Origin of the sequence: Pontibacter roseus DSM 17521 (assembly GCF_000373265.1) — a bacterium.
GTDB lineage: Bacteria > Bacteroidota > Bacteroidia > Cytophagales > Hymenobacteraceae > Pontibacter > Pontibacter roseus.
The window spans coordinates 1,174,860-1,195,671 of sequence record NZ_KB890761.1 but is presented as its reverse complement, the minus strand read 5'-3'; the positions used below and the strand labels follow the sequence as shown (position 1 = coordinate 1,195,671).

Annotated in this window: 22 protein-coding genes and 1 pseudogene; 16 read left to right on the top strand and 7 right to left on the bottom strand. The window is 53.8% G+C overall.

Annotated features, from left to right (window positions below; genetic code table 11):
* Positions 1–13 precede the first annotated feature (13 nt).
* Together B051_RS0105545 and B051_RS0105540 are read left to right on the top strand one after the other, a co-directional pair.
* Positions 14–493, top strand: coding sequence for a DUF5606 family protein (locus B051_RS0105545; protein ID WP_018477191.1), 480 nt, complete (start codon positions 14–16; stop codon positions 491–493).
* A gap of 80 nt (positions 494–573) precedes the next feature.
* A complete protein-coding gene (locus B051_RS0105540; RefSeq protein ID WP_018477190.1) occupies positions 574–882 on the top strand; it encodes a hypothetical protein in 309 nt (102 codons plus the stop codon).
* Here the strand turns inward: B051_RS0105540 and fbp are convergent.
* A complete protein-coding gene (fbp, locus tag B051_RS0105535) occupies positions 879–1,904 on the bottom strand; it encodes a class 1 fructose-bisphosphatase (protein ID WP_018477189.1) in 1,026 nt (341 codons plus the stop codon). The genes B051_RS0105540 and fbp overlap by 4 nt on opposite strands.
* Positions 1,905–1,995: 91 nt before the next feature.
* Between fbp and B051_RS0105530 the strand changes: the two genes are divergently transcribed.
* The 4 genes from B051_RS0105530 (at position 1,996) to B051_RS0105515 (ending at position 5,689) form a co-directional block, all read left to right on the top strand.
* Positions 1,996–3,258, top strand: a complete 1,263-nt coding sequence (locus B051_RS0105530; RefSeq protein ID WP_018477188.1) for an aspartate kinase — start codon at positions 1,996–1,998, stop codon at positions 3,256–3,258.
* A gap of 262 nt (positions 3,259–3,520) precedes the next feature.
* Positions 3,521–4,294, top strand: a complete 774-nt coding sequence (locus B051_RS0105525) for an enoyl-CoA hydratase-related protein (protein WP_018477187.1) — start codon at positions 3,521–3,523, stop codon at positions 4,292–4,294.
* A gap of 261 nt (positions 4,295–4,555) precedes the next feature.
* Positions 4,556–5,020 (top strand): Fur family transcriptional regulator, encoded by a 465-nt coding sequence (locus tag B051_RS0105520; protein ID WP_018477186.1) that lies wholly within the window; start codon positions 4,556–4,558, stop codon positions 5,018–5,020.
* Between the two features lie 30 nt (positions 5,021–5,050).
* On the top strand, positions 5,051–5,689 hold the full coding sequence (locus B051_RS0105515) for a peroxiredoxin (RefSeq protein WP_018477185.1): 639 nt from the start codon (positions 5,051–5,053) through the stop codon (positions 5,687–5,689).
* Positions 5,690–5,771: 82 nt separating this feature from the next.
* On the opposite strand, the gene B051_RS0105510 is transcribed toward B051_RS0105515, so the two are convergent.
* Positions 5,772–6,683 carry a ClpXP adapter SpxH family protein gene (locus tag B051_RS0105510; RefSeq protein ID WP_018477184.1) on the bottom strand — a complete coding sequence of 304 codons (912 nt, stop codon included), beginning with the start codon at positions 6,681–6,683 and terminating at the stop codon, positions 5,772–5,774.
* A 126-nt stretch (positions 6,684–6,809) separates the two neighbouring features.
* Here B051_RS0105510 and B051_RS0105505 point away from each other — a divergent pair, with 126 nt between their 5' ends.
* Entirely contained in the window at positions 6,810–7,124 is a 315-nt protein-coding gene (locus B051_RS0105505) for a winged helix-turn-helix transcriptional regulator (RefSeq protein ID WP_018477183.1), read from the top strand.
* A 101-nt stretch (positions 7,125–7,225) separates the two neighbouring features.
* Here B051_RS0105505 and B051_RS0105500 read toward each other — a convergent pair whose 3' ends face one another.
* From B051_RS0105500 to B051_RS0105485, 4 genes are all read right to left on the bottom strand, one after another.
* A complete protein-coding gene (locus B051_RS0105500) occupies positions 7,226–7,948 on the bottom strand; it encodes an HAD family hydrolase (protein ID WP_018477182.1) in 723 nt (240 codons plus the stop codon).
* 131 nt (positions 7,949–8,079) lie between these two features.
* Complete coding sequence (locus B051_RS0105495) at positions 8,080–8,562, bottom strand: GNAT family N-acetyltransferase (RefSeq protein ID WP_018477181.1); 483 nt, start codon at positions 8,560–8,562, stop codon at positions 8,080–8,082.
* Between the two features lie 8 nt (positions 8,563–8,570).
* Positions 8,571–9,215, bottom strand: coding sequence for a trimeric intracellular cation channel family protein (locus B051_RS0105490; protein WP_018477180.1), 645 nt, complete (start codon positions 9,213–9,215; stop codon positions 8,571–8,573).
* Between the two features lie 111 nt (positions 9,216–9,326).
* Entirely contained in the window at positions 9,327–10,007 is a 681-nt protein-coding gene (locus B051_RS0105485) for a hypothetical protein (RefSeq protein ID WP_018477179.1), read from the bottom strand.
* 270 nt (positions 10,008–10,277) lie between these two features.
* Here B051_RS0105485 and B051_RS0105480 point away from each other — a divergent pair, with 270 nt between their 5' ends.
* The 3 genes and pseudogenes from B051_RS0105480 (at position 10,278) to B051_RS21815 (ending at position 14,053) form a co-directional block, all read left to right on the top strand.
* Positions 10,278–11,528 carry a 3-deoxy-D-manno-octulosonic acid transferase gene (locus B051_RS0105480; RefSeq protein ID WP_018477178.1) on the top strand — a complete coding sequence of 417 codons (1,251 nt, stop codon included), beginning with the start codon at positions 10,278–10,280 and terminating at the stop codon, positions 11,526–11,528.
* Positions 11,525–12,448: a ribosome small subunit-dependent GTPase A gene (gene rsgA, locus B051_RS0105475; RefSeq protein WP_018477177.1), complete on the top strand. Its 924-nt coding sequence runs from the start codon at positions 11,525–11,527 to the stop codon at positions 12,446–12,448. Before B051_RS0105480 ends, rsgA begins: the two co-directional genes overlap by 4 nt.
* A gap of 904 nt (positions 12,449–13,352) precedes the next feature.
* Positions 13,353–14,053, top strand: a pseudogene (locus tag B051_RS21815) (SDR family oxidoreductase).
* 57 nt (positions 14,054–14,110) lie between these two features.
* Here the strand turns inward: B051_RS21815 and B051_RS20930 are convergent.
* Positions 14,111–14,743, bottom strand: coding sequence for a fasciclin domain-containing protein (locus tag B051_RS20930; RefSeq protein ID WP_018477176.1), 633 nt, complete (start codon positions 14,741–14,743; stop codon positions 14,111–14,113).
* A 193-nt stretch (positions 14,744–14,936) separates the two neighbouring features.
* Between B051_RS20930 and B051_RS0105460 the strand changes: the two genes are divergently transcribed.
* The 6 genes from B051_RS0105460 (at position 14,937) to B051_RS0105435 (ending at position 20,804) form a co-directional block, all read left to right on the top strand.
* Positions 14,937–15,395, top strand: a complete 459-nt coding sequence (locus tag B051_RS0105460; RefSeq protein ID WP_018477175.1) for a peptidylprolyl isomerase — start codon at positions 14,937–14,939, stop codon at positions 15,393–15,395.
* Positions 15,396–15,669: 274 nt separating this feature from the next.
* Positions 15,670–16,980: a dicarboxylate/amino acid:cation symporter gene (locus tag B051_RS0105455; RefSeq protein ID WP_033316650.1), complete on the top strand. Its 1,311-nt coding sequence runs from the start codon at positions 15,670–15,672 to the stop codon at positions 16,978–16,980.
* Positions 16,981–17,109: 129 nt separating this feature from the next.
* Positions 17,110–17,844: a 5-oxoprolinase subunit PxpB gene (gene pxpB, locus B051_RS0105450; protein WP_026236207.1), complete on the top strand. Its 735-nt coding sequence runs from the start codon at positions 17,110–17,112 to the stop codon at positions 17,842–17,844.
* A complete protein-coding gene (locus tag B051_RS0105445; RefSeq protein ID WP_018477172.1) occupies positions 17,834–18,841 on the top strand; it encodes a 5-oxoprolinase subunit C family protein in 1,008 nt (335 codons plus the stop codon). Before pxpB ends, B051_RS0105445 begins: the two co-directional genes overlap by 11 nt.
* Complete coding sequence (gene pxpA / locus B051_RS0105440; protein ID WP_018477171.1) at positions 18,838–19,617, top strand: 5-oxoprolinase subunit PxpA; 780 nt, start codon at positions 18,838–18,840, stop codon at positions 19,615–19,617. Before B051_RS0105445 ends, pxpA begins: the two co-directional genes overlap by 4 nt.
* Entirely contained in the window at positions 19,614–20,804 is a 1,191-nt protein-coding gene (locus B051_RS0105435; protein ID WP_018477170.1) for an NRAMP family divalent metal transporter, read from the top strand. The genes pxpA and B051_RS0105435 overlap by 4 nt, the downstream gene beginning before the upstream one ends.
* Positions 20,805–20,812: the final 8 nt, after the last annotated feature.

The following is a 20,812-nucleotide window of genomic DNA, read 5'->3' as shown; positions in this document are numbered from 1 at the left end:
TCTATACCTTATTATGCCTATTGATTTAAGACAAGTTGCTGCCATTGCCGGCATGAGCGGACTCTACCGCATAGTGAAGCCTACCCGCAACGGCGTAATCGTTGAAAGCCTCTCTGACAACCCGACCCGTATGGTGGCACAGGCGCGCCACCGCATGTCGCTGCTTGACGAGATATCCATCTACACGACCGACGAGGAGACTACTGTGCCCCTGGCCGAGGTGATGGACCGCATCCACCAGAAATACAACGGCGAGCTGCCGCTGAGCGAGAAACCGTCTGACGATGAGTTGAAGGACTTTATGGCAGAAGTGCTGCCTGAGTACGACGAAGACCGCGTGTATGTGTCAGACATGAAGAAGCTGGCTAACTGGTACACCATCGTGAGCAAGCACCTGGAATTCTCTCCTGCCGCAGACGAGGCAGCCGGTGAAGAAGCAGAGGCTGATACCGAGGTAAAAGCCGAATCAAAGGCAAAGAAGAAAGATAAGTAGCATTTTTAACAATAGAAAAAGCCCTCCGGCAACAGAGGGCTTTTTCTATTTATAGCCATACCTAATATTGACGCATACCTATGTCCTATCCGCAGGCTTTGCTTTCCAGTGCCGCCAGGCAGCTGCAGCGCGTGTTTGAGGCAGACCATCTGCAGGCCTCCAGTGAGGAGGAACTGCACCAGCAGGTGACGCGCATGGTGCAGCAGCTGTTACGCCAGAACCTGAACCATCTGCTGCACATCCTCTACCGTATAGACGTGGACGAGCGTAACGTAAAACGGGCCATGCTTGCGGCCTCCGAAGGAGAGGTGGCCGAAAACATAGCCCGCTTGATTGTGGAACGCGAGCTGCTCAAAGCACAGATTCGCTTCCGGTATAGCCAGAATTAGTTAGCAGCCACTGTGTCAACTGATTTCACAGAAGCTTTCATAAACTCCTCCACTTTGTTCACCATCTCAGATGAGCCGATGATGAGCGGCGAGCGCTGGTGCAGTTCCGTAGGCTCCACCTCCATGATTCTGGTATGCCCGTCAGATGCCTTGCCACCTGCCTGTTCGGCGATGAAGGCCAGCGAGTTGCACTCGTACAACAGGCGCAATTTGCCTTTCGGCGACTTGGCCGTGGCTGGATAGATGTACACCCCACCCTTAATCAGGTTGCGGTGAAAGTCAGCTACCAGTGAGCCGATGTAGCGGCCTGAGTAACCGTTTTCCTTACAGTAAGAAAGATAGTTCTTGATGCCTTCGGGGAAGCTGTTGTAGCCACCCTCGTTGCAGGAATAGATGGTGCCCGTTTTCGGAGTGGTCATGTTCGGGTGCGACAGGAAGAACTCCCCCAGCGAGGGCTCATAGGTAAAGCCGTTTACGCCGTGTCCTGTAGTATATACCAACATAGTGGAAGAACCATACACAATGTAGCCAGCGGCAATCTGGTGCGTGCCGTTCTGCATGCAGTCTTCCATATTGCCATCTTCGCCCGGCTCTGACAGTCTTCTGTAGATGGAGAAGATAGTGCCGATGGACACGTTCACATCAATGTTGGAGGAGCCATCCAAAGGGTCGATGGCCACGATGTACTTGCCGCGCTTGTTGCCGGTATGGATGATTTCTTCTTCTTCCTCTGATATGATGGTGCATACCTCACCGCCATTACGAAGTGCGCGTATAAAGCGGATGTTGGCAATCACGTCCAGTTTCTGCTGCTCTTCGCCCTGCACGTTCTGCTGGCCATAGGCGCCAGTCACATCCATCAATCCGGCACGGTTAATCTCACGGTTTACGATTTTGGCAGCCAAGGCAATGTCGCGCAGCAATTGCGACAGTTCTCCGGTGGCAAAAGGGAAGTCCTCCTGCTTTCTCATAATAAACCTATCAAGCGTGGTGCCGACAGGTAGCGCTAGTTTGTCATTCATGATGTGATATTTAAATATATGGCTACAAAAATATGATATTTTGAAACATAACCGAAGGATACTTACATTTACGATGCAAGAGCCAAAACCGATGAAAGTATACAAGTTTGGGGGCGCCTCCGTCAAAGACGCCGATGCACTGCGCAATCTGGCCCATATCGTAAAGGAATACGGGGCGAATCAGCTCTTGCTGGTGGTGTCGGCCATGGGCAAAACCACCAATGCGCTGGAGCAGGTGTTTGACTTGGCCTACCAGCAGCAGGATTTCGCTGCCACCCTTGGGCATAGCCAGCAATACCATGCAACTATTGTTAATGAGCTTTTCCCGGAGCAGGGGCACCCTGTATACGCGCGCCTCGAACATCTGTTTTCTCAGTTGCAACAACAACTGCAACTAATTGCAACCCAGAGAAAGGGCTCCTACGATCAGCAATACGACCAGGTGGTCAGCTATGGCGAGCTACTATCCTCTGTTATAGTGCATTACTTCCTGCAGCAGCAAGGTATAGCCAACACTTGGGTTGATAGCCGGAAATATATCCAGACAGACACTACCTGGCGCGAGGCGCGCGTGGACTGGGCCTGGACGGAACGCGTTATCAAACGGGACCTCCCAGCGCTGCTGGAGCAGCAGCCGGTTGTGACACAGGGCTTCCTGGGCGGCACCAACAACGGCCTCACCACTACACTGGGCCGTGAAGGCTCCGACTTCAGCGCCGCCATCTTCGCCTACTGCCTGGATGCGGAGAGCCTCAGCATCTGGAAAGACGTGGCGGGTTTGCTCAATGCCGACCCCAAGCGTTTTGCTGATACGGTGCGCTACCCCCTGCTCTCTTACCAGGAAACTGTGGAGATGGCGTATTACGGCGCCTCCGTCATACACCCCAAAACCATAAAACCGCTTGCCAACAAGCGCATCCCGCTGTATGTGAAGTCCTTTTTGGACCCTGCTGGGGAAGGCACCGAGATTTGCGATTGCCGGTTTGAGGTGACGACTCCGGCCTACATCGTCAAAGACAGGCAATGCCTGGTATCCTTCAGCGCCAAAGACTTTGCCTTCATCAGCGAGAAGAACCTGGGCACTATTTTCAATGCCTTGTCGGAGCTGCGCATCAAAATCAACCTGATGCAGAACTCGGCCATCTCCTTTTCCATCTGCACCGACCTGCACGAGGAGCGCCTGCAAAAACTGATTGACACCTTACAGGACCAGTTCAGCATCCATTACAACACGCAGCTGCAGCTCTACACCATCAAGAACTACAGCAACGACAGCATACAGGAAATCATGGCTGGGAAAGAGGTGTTGCTGGAGCAGCGCACCCGCAATACCTTCCAGATTGTGTGCCGTTAAGCAACTGGCGCGAATCTCCAGATTCGTGACCAGGAGTAAAGTTGAGTCTGTGACTCAACGGGTTCGCAAATCCAACTGGCGTAGATGTAGCTATACCTATACCTGTGAGCGAAAGCTTCCCTATACCTGCTAAGAAGTTTGCGCCTGACGAGTCGCACACGCAACGCTATACCTTGGCACGGAAATAAATCCCTCGCCAGAAACTCTTTTCCCGATTGACCTAAAAGCCGTAAATTCACCGAAACAATAACCAGACTAAACTATGGAATTTATACTTGTTACCCCACAGGCCCGTACGCACGTGGCCCTCATCCAACTCAACCGCCCCAAAGAACTGAATGCCCTCAACCTGCAACTGATGGGCGAGCTGCGCGATGCGCTCAAGGAGCTGGACGAAAACGAGGAGGTACGCGCCATCATCATTACCGGCAACGAGCGCGCCTTCGCCGCCGGTGCTGATATCAAGCAGATGGCCGGCAAAACCGCCATTGACATGCTCAACATGGACCAGTTCTCCACCTGGGACCAAATCCGCAAAACCAAAAAGCCCATCATCGCGGCCGTATCAGGTTTCGCGCTAGGCGGTGGCTGCGAGCTAGCCATGACCTGTGACATGATTATCGCCTCCGAGACAGCCATGTTTGGCCAGCCGGAAATCAAGATTGGCGTGATGCCAGGTGCAGGTGGCACACAGCGTCTGACCAAAGCCATTGGCAAGGCAAAGGCTATGGAAATGGTACTCACGGGCAAGTTTATGACAGCTGACGAGGCCGAGAAACAGGGCCTGATAAACCGTGTGGTGCCAGTGGAGCTATACCTGGAGGAAGCTTTCAAACTGGCAGGCGAGATAGCTCAAATGTCGCCGGTAGCAGCCAGGCTGGCCAAGGAGTCAGTGAATCGCTCTTTTGAGACGCAACTGGACGAGGGTCTGCACTTCGAGCGCAAGAACTTCTACCTGTGCTTCGCCTCTGAAGACCAAACCGAAGGTATGAACGCCTTCGTGGAGAAGCGCAAGCCGGAGTTCAAAGGAAGGTAGTTGAGTTTAGAAGTTATACCTTCTGTCATTCCGACGAAAGGAGGAATCTTATACAAATAACTGCTGTAACAGATTCCTCCTTTCGTCGGAATGACAATCAAGAATTCCTTCTCCATTCCTAAACTCTCAAACTCCTCAAATTTTTCACTCCTAAAGTTCCCCCATTCACGCAGAAGATTTGCAGCTTCACTTTTAACTTTCAACAATACCCCCTACCTTTGCAGGAACTTTTACCAAGTAAGAATCATTCTTATCTAAGTGATGCAAAACCTGACCCGAGACGAATTACGACAGCGCCTGCTGGCATGCGGCCTTAAAGCCACACACCAGCGCATTGTGGTGTTCGAAACGGTGATGGCGCTGCACGGGCAGCATCCGGTGGCCGAAGAGGTATACCAGCTGTTGAAGCCGGCTAACCCGAGCATTTCGCTGGGAACGGTTTACAAAACGCTGGACACCTTTGTGGAGAGCGGCCTCATCAACCGCGTGTTCACCGAGGAAGGCGGCAAGCGCTACGACCCTAACACGGAGGCGCACAGCCACATCTACTGCAGCAACACCAAAGAAATCATCGATTTTGAGGATGCGGAGCTAGACCAGCTGCTGCTGGAGTTCTTTAAGACCCGCAACATGGAGAACTTCCAATTCAGGAGCTGCTCGGTGCAGCTGATGGGCTGCAAAGTAGAGCCCGACAAAAAGGTCACTATACAACGAGTTTCTAAATAGATTTTCTTATAACCCAAAAACACAATAAAAATGGCAGTATTAGTAGGTAAAAAAGCACCTTCGTTCAAAGCTACAGCAGTGGTAAACGGTGAGTTCGTAGAAGACTTCTCTCTTGACCAGTACATCGGCAAAAAGCACGTTATCTTCTACTTCTACCCAATGGACTTCACGTTTGTTTGCCCAACCGAAATCATCGCGTTCCAGGAGAGAATGGCTGAGTTCGACCGCAAGAACGTAGCAGTAGTGGGTTGCTCAACCGATACGCATTTCTCTCACTTTGCATGGCTGAACACACCGCAGAACCAAGGCGGTATCGAAGGCGTGGAGTATCCGCTGGTGGCCGACGCTACCAAGACCATCTCTTCTAACTTCGACGTGCTGGCTGGCCACTACGACTATAACGAAGAAGGCGAGATGACTTTCGTAGGCGAGCCGGTAGCTTACCGTGGCCTGTTCCTGATTGACAAAGAAGGCATCGTGCGTCACCAAGTAGTGAATGACCTGCCGCTTGGCCGCTCTATTGACGAGGCCCTGCGTATGGTGGATGCCCTGCAGTATTTCGAAGAGAAAGGCGAAGTTTGCCCGGCCAACTGGTCAGAAGGCAAAGAAGCGATGCAGGCTACAAAAGAAGGCGTTTCCAACTACCTGGCTGGCAAATCTGCTCACTAAGAAACCTGCTTCTTCTGAAGCACACAAACAAAAAGCCCCTGCTCTGGCAGGGGCTTTTTGTTTTTAGGCGGGCGATGTGCGCTTATTGTTTCATCCACAAGGCTCCATTCTTGGAAGCATACTTTCCTATCTTACCCTGTGCTTGCAGCTCCTGCAAGTGAGTTTCAGCCTCAACGGTCTTCATACTTGATAGCACCGCGAACTCTTTGGTGGTAAGTGTGCTATACCTGCCAAAGAGCGAAGCGTAGGCAGTGTCATACGCCTGCTTCGTCGCCTCCGGATGCAGCTGGAGCAGCGCCTGCTCGTACTGCTCGTAAGGGCGGGAGCCGTATATTAGGATGCGGTTGTCGTTCTTGTCAGTCACAAATATGGTCGGGAAACCCCGCACGCCCAGCTGACGCGCCAGCGCCAGGTCCTGCTGGAACAACGCAATGGCTTCGCCCTCGAAATCGGCCTTGAGCTGCGCCACATCCAGGTTGGTTTGCTCGGCGGCAAGCGCCAGGTTTTCCCAGCGGGCAATGTTTTTCTTCTCCAGGAAAATCATCTCCTTTATCCTTCGCAGGAATTTCCCGGCTTTTTCCTCGCCTTGTAGCTGGGCCGCTTTGAAGGCGATGGAAGGCGGGTAAGAGGATGGCAGCGGGTCTTCGAGCCACAGGTCGCCGTTTATCGGCATCTCGTAGTGGGCGCCGGCCTCTTCCCAATGCTGGGCTACGCTGGCCGGTCCGTTCACGTCGCGTCCGCCGTAGGCTTCCCAGCTTGGCAGCAAGCCGCCCATGCGGTATTCCACCTCAAAGTATGGCCCATACTCCAGCGCCAGTTTCTTCAGTTGCGGGTCGATACCCCAGCATGAGGAGCAGATGGGGTCTGTGAAGTACAGCAGCTTGATTGGCTTTTGAACTGAGGCGATATTCGTATCTTCTATGCTTGCCTGTGTTGTCGGTATTTCGCAAACTCCGGTTTCTGTATCGCAATACAGGATTGGTTTTGTCTCCATGGTCTTCTTATCTTAGCGTTAAACATTATCTAAATCAGCCTGTTAGCCAGCAGTCGACTGGCCTTGCTGAATCAACTTTAACAAAGGTCGGGCTAAACCTTTGAAGAGTCAATTAGTCAAAAAAACATGACTACCAACAATTTACCACAAGAGGAAGCGAGCTGCCCTGCCGAGGGTATACTAAAGCAGTTGTCCGGAAAATGGAAGCCGCAGATTTTCAGGCTGGCCCTGGATGGGCCGGTGCGGTTCAACGGTTTGCTGCGCCAGCTGCCGGGCTCCAACAAGCAATCGGTGGCGACGGCGCTCAAGGAGATGGAGGAGGCGGACATCCTGGTGAAGACCGTAGTGCAGGAGAAACCGCTGCATATTGAATATACCTTGTCAGAGAAAGGGTTGGCGATGGTGTCGGTGTTCCGGAGTATGGAAGGGTTCCTGAGCTAAGGCTCAGGCCTATATGACCAGCCACCGGGCAGGTATAGGTGACCTGCGTGCCGACGGGCACCTATACCTGCCCGAGACGCAGGCTGATTTCGAAGATTATCTTACCTGTACCGCTTTAGTTTTCCATCCTTTATCAGCCAGGCCTTTTGCGCCTCGTCCAGTATCTCTTCTTTGCTGTCAGAGAAGGCCTCCACTATTTTGTAGCGTTTGCCACCGAAGTGCTCGTCCAGGCGCTTCAGCTTTTCCTCCGCCTTGCAGGCCTTGCCGTCCACCAGATAGGTATTGTCCACATAGTTGGCTTTGGTGCCGAAGATTCCGTCAATTGGGTATAGCTCGAACAGCGGATTCACGTACAGCTCCAGACCACCTGTGGCGCAGTATACCTGCACTCCCTCCTGCTTCAGTTTGTCGAGGCGCTCTTTTACCTCCTGGTTGAAGTTGTCGGGGTACTCCTGCTGCCAGAACTCACGGGCGTAAGCCTCCACCTGCTCTGGTGACAGGTTGTCGAGGTAGTTGAAGAAGTTCTCCTTGAACTCAGTCTGCCGGATTTGGTTCAGCTTGAGGAGCAGCTTGTAGTAGAGCATCTGGAAGTAGTAGGCCACTTTCCGAGGCTTTTTCTTGCTCACGAACTTGAAGAACTCATCTTTGGAGCTGTCGTTGTAAAACGTGCCGTTCAGGTCAAAGACCGCCACCTTTATCTCATTCTGCTTGTTTTCCGTCATACTAAGTTGCTCTATACCTGCCGGGGCAGGTATGGGGTTTACGGAAAACCGGCCGGCAGGGCTAAGCAAAAAAGAAGAGAAACCTGCTTTGTAGTGCTTCATGAGCCTCCATTCGTGGCTATACCTAGTGCAGGAGTAAAGTCAGAACCCAAGGTATACCTGTCGCTGTGGTCGAAGAAGCTCGTTTGAGGGGATGTAAATCGTGTTGCCCGCTTGTCAGGTTTGCTCAGCGGTTATAGGTCTTTCAGCATCCAGATAGTACAGGCGAAGTGGCCCGAGTTGCCCATTGCATGCGGCAGAGGCCTGAACCCGGCCTTCTCGTACATCGAAACGGCTCTGGCCAGTTCGGGGAACGACTCCAGGTATAGCTGTTTGTAACCGAGCTCGCGGGCGGCCGCTATACTTTGCTGCATCAGTTGTTGGCCTATTCCCTTGCCCCTGGCTTCAGCGGAGAGGTAAAATTTCACCAGCTCCGCACAACCTGCTGGCAGGCCGTCGGTGGGGTATACGCCGCAGCCACCTATTATCTTGCCATCCTCTTCGGCCACGAAGTAGGCGCTGGCAGGCTGCTGAAACAGCTCGTACAAAGCATCGGTGGTCGGGTCGGTGTACACGGTGCCGGGCCTGTCGATTTTAAACTCGCGGAAAACCTGCCGGATTAAGGCGGCCAGTGGCGCGTTGTCCGTTGGCTGTATGGGTCGGATGATGCTAGGCATACGCTGGATTATATTCTGTCGGGTTGGTCTTTGTCTTCCTGCTTCACGGGACTCATCACGGGCAGGTGGATGTTGAATTTTTCAGCTACTATACGCACCAGTATCACCACCAAAGCAGCTGTCAGTTCTGTCACGCTTGTAGAGAAATGGAGCTGCGTGCACAGGTAATAGACAAGCCCACCCATGACGCAGGCCAGCGCATAGATGTTCCGGCGCAAGAGCAGCGGCACCTCGTTTAGGAGCACATCCCGGATAAGCCCTCCAACCGAGCCCGTGACGGCCCCCATCACAATCGCCACCCAGAAAGGCAGCTGCGCCTCGAGGCTTTTGCTGATGCCCACCACCGTGAACAGCCCCAGCCCGATGGCGTCGAACAGAAACAGGGCGCTCCCCAGTCTGAGTATTCTGTCTTTGAACAGCAAGGCCGCCAAAAGCGCGACACCCGTGGTCAGGAAATACTTGCCGTCCAGCATCCAGAAGGGCGTCACGCCGAGAAACAAATCCCGGATGGTGCCACCGCCAGTAGCCGTGACCAGCCCAATGATGTAAGCCCCAAACCAGTCGATGTTCTTACCCGAAGACAGCCTGATACCGCTTATGGCAAACGCAAAGGTACCGATTAAATCAATGGCGGTGATGAAGAGTCCTTCCAAGGGTGTGGTTTATTGGTAAGGTGGTGGATTAAAATTGTTTATCCCTATGTGCTTCTTGAGTCTATAACGGCTTGTATAAAAGGCAATCGAGGCGAAGCCGAAACAGTACTGTTATACTTTGTTGAGGGTTGGCTTTATAACATTTACATCAATCTTATCAATGTCAGCAATAGGTATTTTGTGACTTATATCACTAATATCACCAATATAAAACTCAAACGGGTGTTCTACCTTATTTGGAATCCACAATCTAAATTCGTTTTGGTAACTGTATCTGTCATCTTTGAAAAATGGACTTAACTCTCCTTCATAAGTTTTAGAATCGTAGTAATGAATTGGTGAAATATTATATTCTTTACCTAATTCCTTTAAAGACTTTTCAATCCTGTTAACAAATTCTTGTAGATTGTAAATCAATAGAGCAGCCTTGCCGAAACCAACGGCTTCTTCTTCAATCCTTACTCGCTGGATAGCTTTGATAGAAAGATTAATAAGTTTTGTTTTTACTCCATATATGCAGAAGATATTTCCTATATCATCTGGATGGTTGTAGTAGAGTTGAGCATTTGGCGCTATACCAATTACTCTGCCTTGATGCCTGATTTTAAAATCCTTTAGCTGCTTTAGGTATGCTTTCCCTTCATGTAAATCTCCTCTTAAGCCATCATTCTCAACAGTTCGAAAATACCTTATTGTGGTACAGTAAAAATGGCCTTTTCGCTGTAAAGCATCAATATGTTTTTCTTCACCGATTTTTATAAATAAGAAGTAATTTAAATCTTCTTCTTTCATAATCTACGTTTTGTAGCTTACTCACAACTTATACTAAAGCGTAAACATACGCTTTTGCTCCTAACGTCTGTTGGCTAAACGTAACTACCACTGTTTATCCAACCAAATATAGCAGATACTAGTAACTCCACAAGTTATTCCTCCCTCCCCTCTCACAAAGCAAAGCCCCCTTACCACTATCGCTTTAGAATACCCTATATTTGCAGCGTGAAAGCACCAAGACGCTCACAAGAGCTGCTCCCTCTGTAAGGTCATAGCCAGAAATTATACTTGAAACTACTCTACGACATCGGACTGAAAGCCTACCAGGCAGCTATTGCCTTGGCATCTCCCTTCCACCAGAAGGCGAAGCTGATGCGCGAGGGGCGCTCAAATCAGTTCGACCGGATGCAGCAACAGCTGCAGGGCAACACGGCTCCCGTGGCCTGGTTCCATTGCGCGTCGCTGGGGGAATTTGAACAAGGGCGACCGGTGATAGAGGCGTTTCGGGAGGAGTATCCGGGGTATAAAGTGGTGCTGACCTTCTTCTCGCCTTCGGGCTACGAGATACGCAAAAATTACGCGGGTGCCGACTACATCTTCTACCTGCCACTCGACAGCCACTCCAACGCCAACCGTTTTCTCGACATCGTGCAGCCGAAGCTGGCCGTGTTCGTGAAGTATGAGTTCTGGCACTACTACCTGCAGGCGCTGCAGCAGCGCGCTATACCTGTGTTGTCCATATCGGCCATCTTCCGGTCAGACCAAGTGTTCTTCAAGCCCTACGGCTATTTTTACCGCGACATGCTGCGCCGCTTCACGCACATCTATACCCAGAACCAGACCTCGCTGCAGCTGTTGCAAGGTATAGGTATAGCACAGGCCAGCATCGCCGGCGACACCCGCTTCGACCGGGTGCTGCAGACGGCCGCCAGCGTGAAGGCTATACCTTTGGTGGAAACGTTTGCGCAGAAGCAGCCAGTATTCATGATAGGCAGCAGCTGGCCCGCCGATATAGACGTGCTCCTGCCGCTCATACAGCAGTACAGGCAACATATCAAGTTCATTATTGCGCCGCACGAGATACACGAGAGCGGCATCAGTCAACTCATGCAGCAGCTGGGCGAAGGAGCGATTCGGTTTTCGCAGGCCGATGCGGCGGACATGGCCAGGTATAGCGTGCTGGTGATTGACAACATCGGGATGCTGTCTTCGCTTTACAGCTACGGCACCTATGCTTACATTGGCGGCGCCTTTGGAAAAGGCCTGCACAATACGCTGGAGGCCGCCGTGTTTGGGTTGCCGCTTTTCTTCGGGCCGAAGTTCGATAAGTTCCAGGAGGCCCGGGATCTGGTGCGGCTTGGCTGTGCGTTTCCGGTGCAGGATGCGGCTGGCTTGCTGGCCGCCTTCGGGCAGGTATACCAATCGCCGGAGCTATACCACCGTATAACCACCCGGGAAAAACAATACGTACAAGAACAGGCAGGCGCAACCGACCAGATAATGAAAGACATCAAACACCTGCTTACCCCTACCGCATGAAAGGAGTCGTTGTAAAATCCACAGGGTCGTGGTACCTGGTACGTGACGAGGCAGGCAAGCTGCACCGGGCCCGCCTGCGCGGCAAGTTCAAGCTCAAAGGCCTGAAGGTGAGCAACCCGCTCGCCGTAGGCGACCGCGTGGAGTTCGACGTGGAGACCACCGGCGAAGACACCGCCGTCATTCACAAAATCGAGGACCGCGAGAACTACATCATCCGGAAATCAACGCATAAGGCAGAGCACGCCCACATCATAGCCGCTAACCTGGACCAGGCATTGCTCATCGCTACGCTGGTGTCGCCGCGCACCTCTTTTGGGTTTATTGACCGCTTTCTGGTGACGGCCGAAGCCTACGGTATACCTACTGTGCTGGTGTACAACAAGACCGACCTCTATGACGAGGAAATGCAGGAGTACCAGCGGCAAATATCTTACATGTATGAGAAAATCGGCTACAAAAGCATGGCTGTTTCGGCTCACACCGACGAAGGCATGGAGGAGCTCAAAAACCTGCTGCACGGCAAGACCACGCTCTTTTCGGGCCACTCCGGTGTGGGCAAGTCTACGCTCATCAACCTCATCGTGCCCGACCTGGAGCTGAAGACATCCGAGATTTCCGGCTTCTCTGACAAAGGCGTGCACACCACCACCTTCGCCGAGATGTTTGAGATTGACGGGGATACCTTCATCATCGATACGCCTGGCATCAAGGAACTAGGCATTGTGGATATACCCAAGCAGCAGTTGGGCCACTTCTTTCCCGAGATGCGCGCGCTCATGAACCAATGCCGCTTCAACAACTGCACCCACTTCAACGAGCCCGGCTGCGCCGTGGTAGAGGCCGTGCGCCACAACGGCATCTCACTCACGCGCTACGAAAGCTACCTCAGCATCCTGCAGGGGGACGATAACAGGAAGTAAGCGTTGGGGAGTTTGAGAATTCAGGAGTTCGGGAGTTAGAGAGTTTGGGAGTTGAGAAGTTAGAAGGCTGCAATGATGGGCCTCACCTCAGGAGGGGAGTCGAAAACAACTGTCATCCCCCTACCCCCCCCTGCACGAGTTGTTATACCTGCCATTATTGTCATTCCACCCGCTATTGACAAAACACTCCATTGTCATTTCGACGATAGGAGAAATCTCACACCTTACTAGCCAAGCATCTAGCGCCAGCGCGGATGCGGCCTTTTTGAGGACGTTGAGGAACGAACAGGAAAGTGCTGGGTGTGAATCGGTTGGCATTTTTCACCGCTGGTTCCCACTGCGCTCGAACCAGCGTTAGTAGTGGTAGCAGATTCCTCCTTTCGCCGGAATGACAGAAAAAGGAAGGAAATAAAGGTAGAGACACAGGTATAGGTATAGGCAAAAGCCAAGCCCAGCCACCCTTGGTCCGTCCTTATCCAAGGAGGGGAATTTGGAACGATTACATCCCCCTGCCCCCTTCAAAGGGGGACTATCTGCCACAGCTGCTCTTCAGGTATAGCCGTTGTAGTAGCTGTTACAGACCACTGGCAGGTATAGCCTTAACACCCCTCTGACTCCCCTCAAGGGGAGAGACTCCACCGCTGCTACGGAGCAGCGACAACAGCCAGGTGCACTTTGCGGTGCTCCACTGTCTGAGCGTTCAGTGAGTTTGGAGCGTCTTGATTTTTTTTCCTACTTTGGGGGTAGGGGCCCTCGATTTTCATCAAGGAAAAAGTAGGTGCCCGCCGCACAGGCGAAGCTATGGAAAAAGGCAGCGAGCAAGCTAGCTTAAGCTGCCGCGACAACCCGACAATCAACCATCTCCTTTTCCCGTTACAGAAAATAAAACCACTTCTATACAGCTATGAAAATTGAAAACGCGAACATCCTGATAACGGGCGGCACACTGGGCATAGGGTATGCTACCGCCAAGCTGCTCATCGAACACGGCGCCAATGTGGCCATCACAGGCCGCGACGAGAAGCGCACCCACAAAGCCGCCCAGGAAATAGGCGCTCTGCCCATCACCGCCGATGTAGCGAACCCGGAGGATGTCGAGCGTACCTTCCAGACCTTTATGGAAAAGTATGCCGGCTAGATGCCCTCATCAACAACGCAGGTATAGGCATCTCTAGGCGGCTGGAGGAAGTGCGCTATGAGGACTTTCAGCAGGTGTATAGCGTAAATGTGTTCGGTGCTGCCATGATGGGCGCCCGGGCGGCAGAAATCTTTAAGAAACAGAACTACGGCAACATCATCAACATCGGCTCTACGGCAGCCACCAAGGGCTATGAAGGCGGAACGGTATACGCTTCCTCCAAATTTGCGCTGCGCGGCATGACACAGTGCTGGCAGGCGGAGCTGCGCAGGTACAACGTGCGCGTCATGCTCCTCAACCCAAGTGAGGTGACCACCGCCTTTGGCCGCCAGGACCGGGAGGAACGCGATAGCCAACCTAACAAGTTGCGTGGCCACGAGATAGCTTGCGCCATCAAAGGGGCGCTGGAACTGGACGACCGGGGCTTTATACCAGAGTTGGCTGTTTGGGCGACAAACCCTTTCTAAACCAAAGAGCAGCTGGTATACCTACCGGCTGCTCTTTCTATTTTTTTTAGCTGCTTGCTACTGTGCTGGCATCAAGACCTTGTTGATGCCGTGGAGCACGCCATTGCTGCTCATCAAATCAGGCTCTTCAATCAAAGCGCCGTTTACCATCACTTGCCCGTCCTTCTTAGAGACCTTCAGTTGCTGCCCTGACACCGTTTTGAGCATGGCGCCGTCCTGCAGGTCGGCTATTGCCAGTTTGCCGGCTACCAGGTGGTTGTTCAGGAGCTGCTCCAGCTGCTGCCGGTTCTCGTCTTTCATCAAATCTTCTAGCCTGCCGCCTGGCAAGGCCTTGAAAGCGGCCTCATTCGGGGCGAACAAGGTATAGGGACCTGTTCCGTTGAGGGTGCCTACCATGTCGGCGCTTTTGAGCATCGACACAAACGTCACCATGTTCTGGTTGTTGGTGGCGTTCTCCACAATGTTGCGCGAAGGCGTCATGGTATCGTCTCCTACCCTGCCCCCGCCCACGGGCTCGGCGTCATTTTTCTGGTCTACATGCGACGGGGGAGCCATGTTGCGAGCTGCCTTGTCCTCGTCGATATACTCTGTGCTGCCTTCGCTCTGGCTCGACTCCTCGTGGTCGGCGCAGCTCATCAAAGAGAGGCCCATCAGCGCGAGTCCGGTGAAAAATATGTTTTTAGCTTTCATCTTATCGTGTCGTTTATAAGTACGTGATGTTAATTGCGTGTATTAGTACAATTACTGTTTTTAAGCGCCACAAGTTTTTGCAAAATGTGGCGCAGCCCTTGTAACAACCACAATCCTGCCCTGTCTTGGCCCCCGAACCATATTTTCCGTACTTTTGTAGGCAAAGTGTTTTTACATACAAACCGATAAAATTATGAGAACCGCTGAAATCCATACCGCCAAAGGGGTGATGAAAGTAGAATTCTATGAAAAAGACGCGCCTAAAACGGTCCAGAACTTCATAGACCTGGCCAAGAAAGGCTTTTACGACGGGCTTACCTTCCACCGCGTTATTCCGGACTTCGTGATTCAGGGTGGCTGCCCGAACACACGCGAAGGCGCCAAAGGTGTACCAGGCACAGGAGGCCCTGGCTACAAGATAGACTGCGAACTGACCGGCGAGAACCAGTACCATGACCGTGGCGTGCTGAGCATGGCGCATGCGGGCCGCAACACCGGTGGCTCCCAGTTCTTTATCGTGCACAGCCGCAAGAACACCGCTCACCTCGACCGCAACCATACCTGCTTCGGCAAGGTGGTAGAGGGCGTGGACGTGATTGACTCCATCAGAGCCAATGACAGAATCGAGAAGATAGTGGTGCACGAAGAATAGTCGGACCGTTGTTAAAATTTCATAAGGCTGCACCCACCGTGCAGCCTTTTTTTGTACGCTCCCTGAATAGCATGTTTAGGGGTAATGGATTTACTAATTCTAATATAGGGTCGGTTCCTAAAGGATTTATGCATATTTTTACCTGACATGGGCTGGTCTGGCAAGCGTTTTTTGCTATCCATACAAGCCAGCCCCATGCGTATAGCCACGTATTTCTGAACCTTTTCCACCTTACGGCAGGCCTTTCTGTGCGCTTCCTGCCACCAACCTATTTATGAAGAAACTAGCTCTACACTGGCAAATCCTGATAGGCATGGCACTGGGCATAGCCTGGGGATTTTTCGCAAGCTCTGTCGGCCTCATCGAATTCACTGCAGATTGGATTAAGCCTTTCGGCACCATTTTTATCAACCTGCTCAAACTCATTGCCGTGCCGCTCGTGCTTGTGTCGCTCATTACGGGCGTGGCCAGTCTGAGCGATATCAGCAAGCTTTCGCGCATCGGCACCAAGACCATCGGCCTATACCTGATGACAACCGTGATAGCCGTGGTACTCGGGCTTGTTATCGTGAACATAGTGGAGCCGGGCAAGGCCTTTTCTCCGGAGAAGCGGGAGGAGTTCAAAGCCCAGTTCGCCGCCACCGCCTCTGAACGCTCCACCGACGCCGAGGAAGTGAAACAACAAGGTCCTCTGCAGGCGCTCATCGACATTGTGCCAGACAACGTGTTCGGGGCCATGACCGATAACAGCAGCATGCTGCAGGTCATCTTCTTCGCCCTGCTCTTCGGCATCGCCCTTATCCTCATACCCAGTGAAAAGTCAAGCCCTGTCACTTCCTTTTTCGATGGGGTCAACCTGATTATACTCAAGATGGTCGACATCATCATGATGGCCGCCCCTTACGGCGTATTCGCCCTGTTGGCGGGCCTGGTGGTGGAGTTCGCCGGTGATAATCCCGCCTCTGCCGTAGAGTTACTCGTTGTGCTGGGCTACTACTGCATCGTTGTGATTGCCGGCCTGGCTATTATGATGTTCGTCGTATACCCGATTCTGGTGACCACGGTAGGAAAGACGAGCTACAAGACCTTTTTCAAAGGCATATTCCCAGCCCAGATGCTGGCACTTTCCACCTCCTCGAGTGCCGCCACGCTACCCGTGACCATGGAGCGCTGCGAGGAGAACCTGGGCATCAACCGTGAAATCACCAGCTTCGTGCTGCCCCTGGGCGCCACCATCAACATGGACGGCACCAGCCTGTACCAGTCCGTGGCCGCGGTGTTCATCGCCCAGGCCTATGGCATGGACCTCTCGTGGGCCACGCAGGCAGGCATTGTGCTCACGGCCACGCTTGCCTCGATTGGTGCGGCCGCCGTGCCCGGTGCCGGTGTGGTGATGCTCGTGATTGTGCTGCAACAGGCAGGTATACCCATAGAAGGTATAGCCCTCATTCTGGCACCCGACCGTCTACTCGATATGCTCCGTACCACGGTGAACATCACCGGCGATGCGACCGTCGCCATGGTGGTGGCCCGCTCCGAAGGGCAGCTGCATCCGCCTGTGATGGAAGACGCCGGCCTCAACTAAAGACCATACCTGCGATTTCAGCAGTACTGCAAGAAACACAAGAGCCAATGGCAACGCTCTTGTGTTTTTTTATGTACCTTGGTTAGACCAGTGGCTGCCGCAGAGCAGCTTAAAAAGGGAGGTTCAGGTATGAAGCAAGAGGACATGCGCTTATTCCAGCTGTACCCGCTGGGCGATGCAGCCATCACCGTGCAGTTTGGGGACAGCATTGATTCGGACACCCACAACAAGGTGCGCATCTTCAGCGCCTACCTCGACCGCCATCCTTTCCCTGGGCTGGTGGAGCAGGTGCCGGCCTTTACCACCGTTACCGTCTACTACGACCCATGGGTGGTGAGCGAAAAAGGCCTCTACAACCCCTATGCCCGCCTGACGGAGCAGCTGCAGCGCATGCTTCAGTTGGCACGCGAAAGCCGGAAAAAGCCCAAACCCCGGGTAGTAGAGATACCTGTCTGCTACGGAGGCCACTTCGGTCCGGATTTGGAATATGTGGCACGGCGGAACAAACTCAAACCACAGGAGGTAATCGCCTGTCATGCCCGCAGCAAATACTTGGTCTACATGATTGGCTTCGCCCCCGGATTCCCGTACATGGGCGGCCTGAGCAAGAAAATCGCCACACCTCGCAAAGACACACCTCGTCCGCACATACCTGCCGGCTCTGTAGGTATAGGCGGTAACCAGACGGGGATATACCCAATTGAGACGCCCGGCGGATGGCAGCTGATTGGCCGCACCCCGCTCACCTTGTTTGACCCCAACCGTGCGCATCCCAGCCTGCTGCAGGCCGGTGACCAGGTTCGTTTTGTGCCTATTTCCGAAGAAGAATTTCAGCAGAGAAAGGAGCTGGAAGATGAGTCTTGAGATACTGAAGCCGGGGCTGCTCACCACGGTGCAGGACAGGGGCCGGTATGGCTATCAGCGGGAAGGCATCATGGTGGGGGGCGCCATGGATACCTTCGCACTGCGAGTGGCCAACCTGCTGGTGGGCAATGCCCAAAACCAGGCATCCTTAGAGATAACACTGGCAGGCCCCACCATCCGTTTTAGCCAGGACCACCTCATCGCACTTACCGGAGCCGACCTCTCACCTACGTTGGATGGCGAGCCGCTGAAGCAATGGCGCACCCTTTACGTGAAGGAAGGAAGCACATTGGCCTTTGGTGAGCCGAAGAGCGGCTGCCGAACCTACCTAGCTGTGTCGGGCGGCTTTGCCATACCTGCCGTCATGGGAAGCTACAGCACCTCCCTGCGGGCTGGAATCGGTGGACTGGAAGGTCGTGCGCTCAAAGCCGGAGACCGTATCCCCTGCACGGGCATCACACCAACAGGTATAGCCCTGCTCCGGGAACCGGCTACCACGTTTAGCAACGGCACCTATACCTACACCAACTGGACGCCGGACCCGCAGCTATACCCCAACTACCACCCCAACCCCACGCTTCGCGCCATCAGAGGGGCTGAATACGAACTCTTCTCTGAGAGTAGCAAAGCTTTGATTTGGTCGGAACGGTTCCAGGTATCACCGCAGTCTGACCGCATGGGCTACCGGCTGCAGGGAGTGACCATCTCCCTGGCCGAGCACAGCGACCTCATCTCCAGCGCCGTCACCTTCGGCACGGTGCAGGTGCCGCCTGAGGGGCAGCCCATCGTGCTGATGGCCGACCACCAGACCACCGGCGGCTACCCACGCATTGCACAGGTGATTTCAGCCGATTTGCCTATCTTGGCTCAGGTTGTGCCCGGTCAGACGATAGACTTGGTGGAAGTGACGCTGGAGGAGGCACAGCAACTCTACGTCCGGCAGGAACAGCACATCGCGCAGCTGGAGCGGGCCATTCAACTGAAAAACCACCTATGAGCACACCCTTTACTGTTGACTTGAACTGCGACCTGGGCGAGAGCTTCGGTGCCTACTACATGGGAAACGACGAGCAGATTTTACCCTTCGTGACATCTGCCAACATCGCCTGCGGCTTCCATGCCGGTGACCCCAGCGTGATGCGGAAGACCGTACAGCTGTGCCTGCAGCACAACGTGGCCATTGGCGCGCATCCCGGACTACCCGACCTGGTAGGCTTCGGCCGTCGCGAGATGGCTGTCTCACCGGCAGAGGCTTTTGATATGGTGGTTTACCAGATAGGAGCCCTGATGGCTTTTGTGCAGGCAGAAGGCGGCTTGCTGCACCACGTGAAACCTCACGGCGCCCTCTATAACATGGCCGCCACCAACAGCGCCTTGGCAACAGCCATAGCGGAGGCGGTCTACAAAGTGAAACCCAATGCCATACTCTACGGCCTGGCCGGTAGCGAATTGGTAAAGGCAGGTATGAAATTAGGTATACAAACGGCCCATGAAGTATTCGCGGACCGGACCTACCAGCAGAATGGCACCCTCACCTCCCGCCGCCAGCCCGACGCGCTCATCACCAATCAGGAACAGGCCGCACAGCAGGTGGTGCGTATGGTCAAAGAAGGCAAAGTGAAGTCACAGCAGGGCCAGGACGTGGCTATACAAGCCGACACCGTGTGCCTGCACGGCGACGGACCGCACGCGCTGGCGTTTGCGCGCCACATCCGGGAGGTGCTCCAGCAGGAGGGCATTACACTTGCTGCTAAAACTCCTAAGAGCCGATGAAGCAGCAGCGGAACTGGAGCGTGCTCCTCGGGGCGGCTTTTCTGATGGCCACTTCTGCGGTCGGACCCGGCTTCCTCACCCAGACCACCGTTTTCACCCAATCGCTTGGCGCGAGCTTCGGGTTTGTGATTCTGGCCTCCGTCGTCTTGGACGTTGGCGTGCAGCTGAATGTGTGGCGTGTGATTGCCGTGTCGGAGAAGCGGGCGCAGGACATTGCCAATATGGTGCTGCCTGGGTTGGGGCTGTTCATTGCGGTGTTGATTGTGCTGGGTGGTTTTGCCTTCAATATCGGCAACGTGGGGGGTGCGGGGCTTGGGTTCAATGTGCTGTTCGGCGTATCGCCGGAGGCGGGGGCTGTCATCGCGGCGGCCATTTCCATTGGCATCTTTCTGGTGCGCGAAGCGAAAAAGGCGATGGACCTCTTCGCCCAGTTCATGGGCCTGCTCATGATTCTGCTTATCGTGTACGTCGCCGTCACCAGCGCTCCCCCAGTAGGCGAAGCGCTGGTGAAGAGCTTTGTCCCCGATGAAATCGACATCATTGCCATCATCACGCTGGTGGGCGGCACGGTGGGCGGCTACATCACGTTTGCGGGCGGCCACCGCCTTTTGGATGCTGGTGTGAAGGGCGAGGCCGCGCTGCCCCAGGTGACGACCAGTGCCGTGTCAGGTATAACGGTTGCCTCCATCATCCGCATCTTTCTTTTCCTGGCGGCCCTGGGAGTGGTCAGCAAGGGGCTGGCGCTGGACGAGAGCAACCCGCCGGCCTCTGTGTTTCAGTTGGCGGCAGGCAACGTAGGCTATAAACTGTTTGGCATCGTGATGGTCTCGGCGGCTGTTACGTCTGTCGTCGGCTCGGCCTATACCTCGGTCTCCTTCCTCAGGTCCTTCCACAAAAGCATTGAGCGGTACGAGAACTGGGTCATCATTGGCTTCATCGCGATTTCTACCCTCATCTTTGTGACCATTGGGCGCCCGGTGCAACTGCTCATACTGGCGGGGGCGCTCAACGGACTTATCCTGCCCATCACGCTGGGCACCATTCTGCTTGCTGCCCACAGGGCAAAGATTGTAAAGGATTACCAACACCCGCTGTGGCTGACCGTTTTTGGCCTACTGGTGGTGCTGGTGATGGCCTGGATGGGCGGCTATACCTTGCTGCAGCAGCTGCCGGCCTTGTTTGGGTAGGTATAGAT

Excerpts from the sequence above, each read along its gene's own strand:
- rsgA (WP_018477177.1), top strand. The coding sequence starts at position 11,525 with ATGAAAGGAGTCGTTGTAAAATCCACAGGGTCGTGGTACCTGGTACGT.
- B051_RS20930 (WP_018477176.1), bottom strand. The coding sequence starts at position 14,743 with ATGAAAGCTAAAAACATATTTTTCACCGGACTCGCGCTGATGGGCCTC.
- B051_RS0105510 (WP_018477184.1), bottom strand. The coding sequence starts at position 6,683 with ATGGAGACAAAACCAATCCTGTATTGCGATACAGAAACCGGAGTTTGC.
- B051_RS0105540 (WP_018477190.1), top strand. The coding sequence starts at position 574 with ATGTCCTATCCGCAGGCTTTGCTTTCCAGTGCCGCCAGGCAGCTGCAG.
- B051_RS0105500 (WP_018477182.1), bottom strand. The coding sequence starts at position 7,948 with ATGAAGCACTACAAAGCAGGTTTCTCTTCTTTTTTGCTTAGCCCTGCC.
- B051_RS0105545 (WP_018477191.1), top strand. The coding sequence starts at position 14 with ATGCCTATTGATTTAAGACAAGTTGCTGCCATTGCCGGCATGAGCGGA.
- B051_RS0105445 (WP_018477172.1), top strand. The coding sequence starts at position 17,834 with ATGAGTCTTGAGATACTGAAGCCGGGGCTGCTCACCACGGTGCAGGAC.
- B051_RS0105505 (WP_018477183.1), top strand. The coding sequence starts at position 6,810 with ATGACTACCAACAATTTACCACAAGAGGAAGCGAGCTGCCCTGCCGAG.
- B051_RS0105435 (WP_018477170.1), top strand. The coding sequence starts at position 19,614 with ATGAAGCAGCAGCGGAACTGGAGCGTGCTCCTCGGGGCGGCTTTTCTG.
- B051_RS0105515 (WP_018477185.1), top strand. The coding sequence starts at position 5,051 with ATGGCAGTATTAGTAGGTAAAAAAGCACCTTCGTTCAAAGCTACAGCA.
- B051_RS0105530 (WP_018477188.1), top strand. The coding sequence starts at position 1,996 with ATGAAAGTATACAAGTTTGGGGGCGCCTCCGTCAAAGACGCCGATGCA.
- pxpB (WP_026236207.1), top strand. The coding sequence starts at position 17,110 with ATGAAGCAAGAGGACATGCGCTTATTCCAGCTGTACCCGCTGGGCGAT.
- B051_RS0105495 (WP_018477181.1), bottom strand. The coding sequence starts at position 8,562 with ATGCCTAGCATCATCCGACCCATACAGCCAACGGACAACGCGCCACTG.
- B051_RS0105485 (WP_018477179.1), bottom strand. The coding sequence starts at position 10,007 with ATGAAAGAAGAAGATTTAAATTACTTCTTATTTATAAAAATCGGTGAA.
- B051_RS0105455 (WP_033316650.1), top strand. The coding sequence starts at position 15,670 with ATGAAGAAACTAGCTCTACACTGGCAAATCCTGATAGGCATGGCACTG.
- B051_RS0105520 (WP_018477186.1), top strand. The coding sequence starts at position 4,556 with ATGCAAAACCTGACCCGAGACGAATTACGACAGCGCCTGCTGGCATGC.
- B051_RS0105525 (WP_018477187.1), top strand. The coding sequence starts at position 3,521 with ATGGAATTTATACTTGTTACCCCACAGGCCCGTACGCACGTGGCCCTC.
- fbp (WP_018477189.1), bottom strand. The coding sequence starts at position 1,904 with ATGAATGACAAACTAGCGCTACCTGTCGGCACCACGCTTGATAGGTTT.
- pxpA (WP_018477171.1), top strand. The coding sequence starts at position 18,838 with ATGAGCACACCCTTTACTGTTGACTTGAACTGCGACCTGGGCGAGAGC.
- B051_RS0105460 (WP_018477175.1), top strand. The coding sequence starts at position 14,937 with ATGAGAACCGCTGAAATCCATACCGCCAAAGGGGTGATGAAAGTAGAA.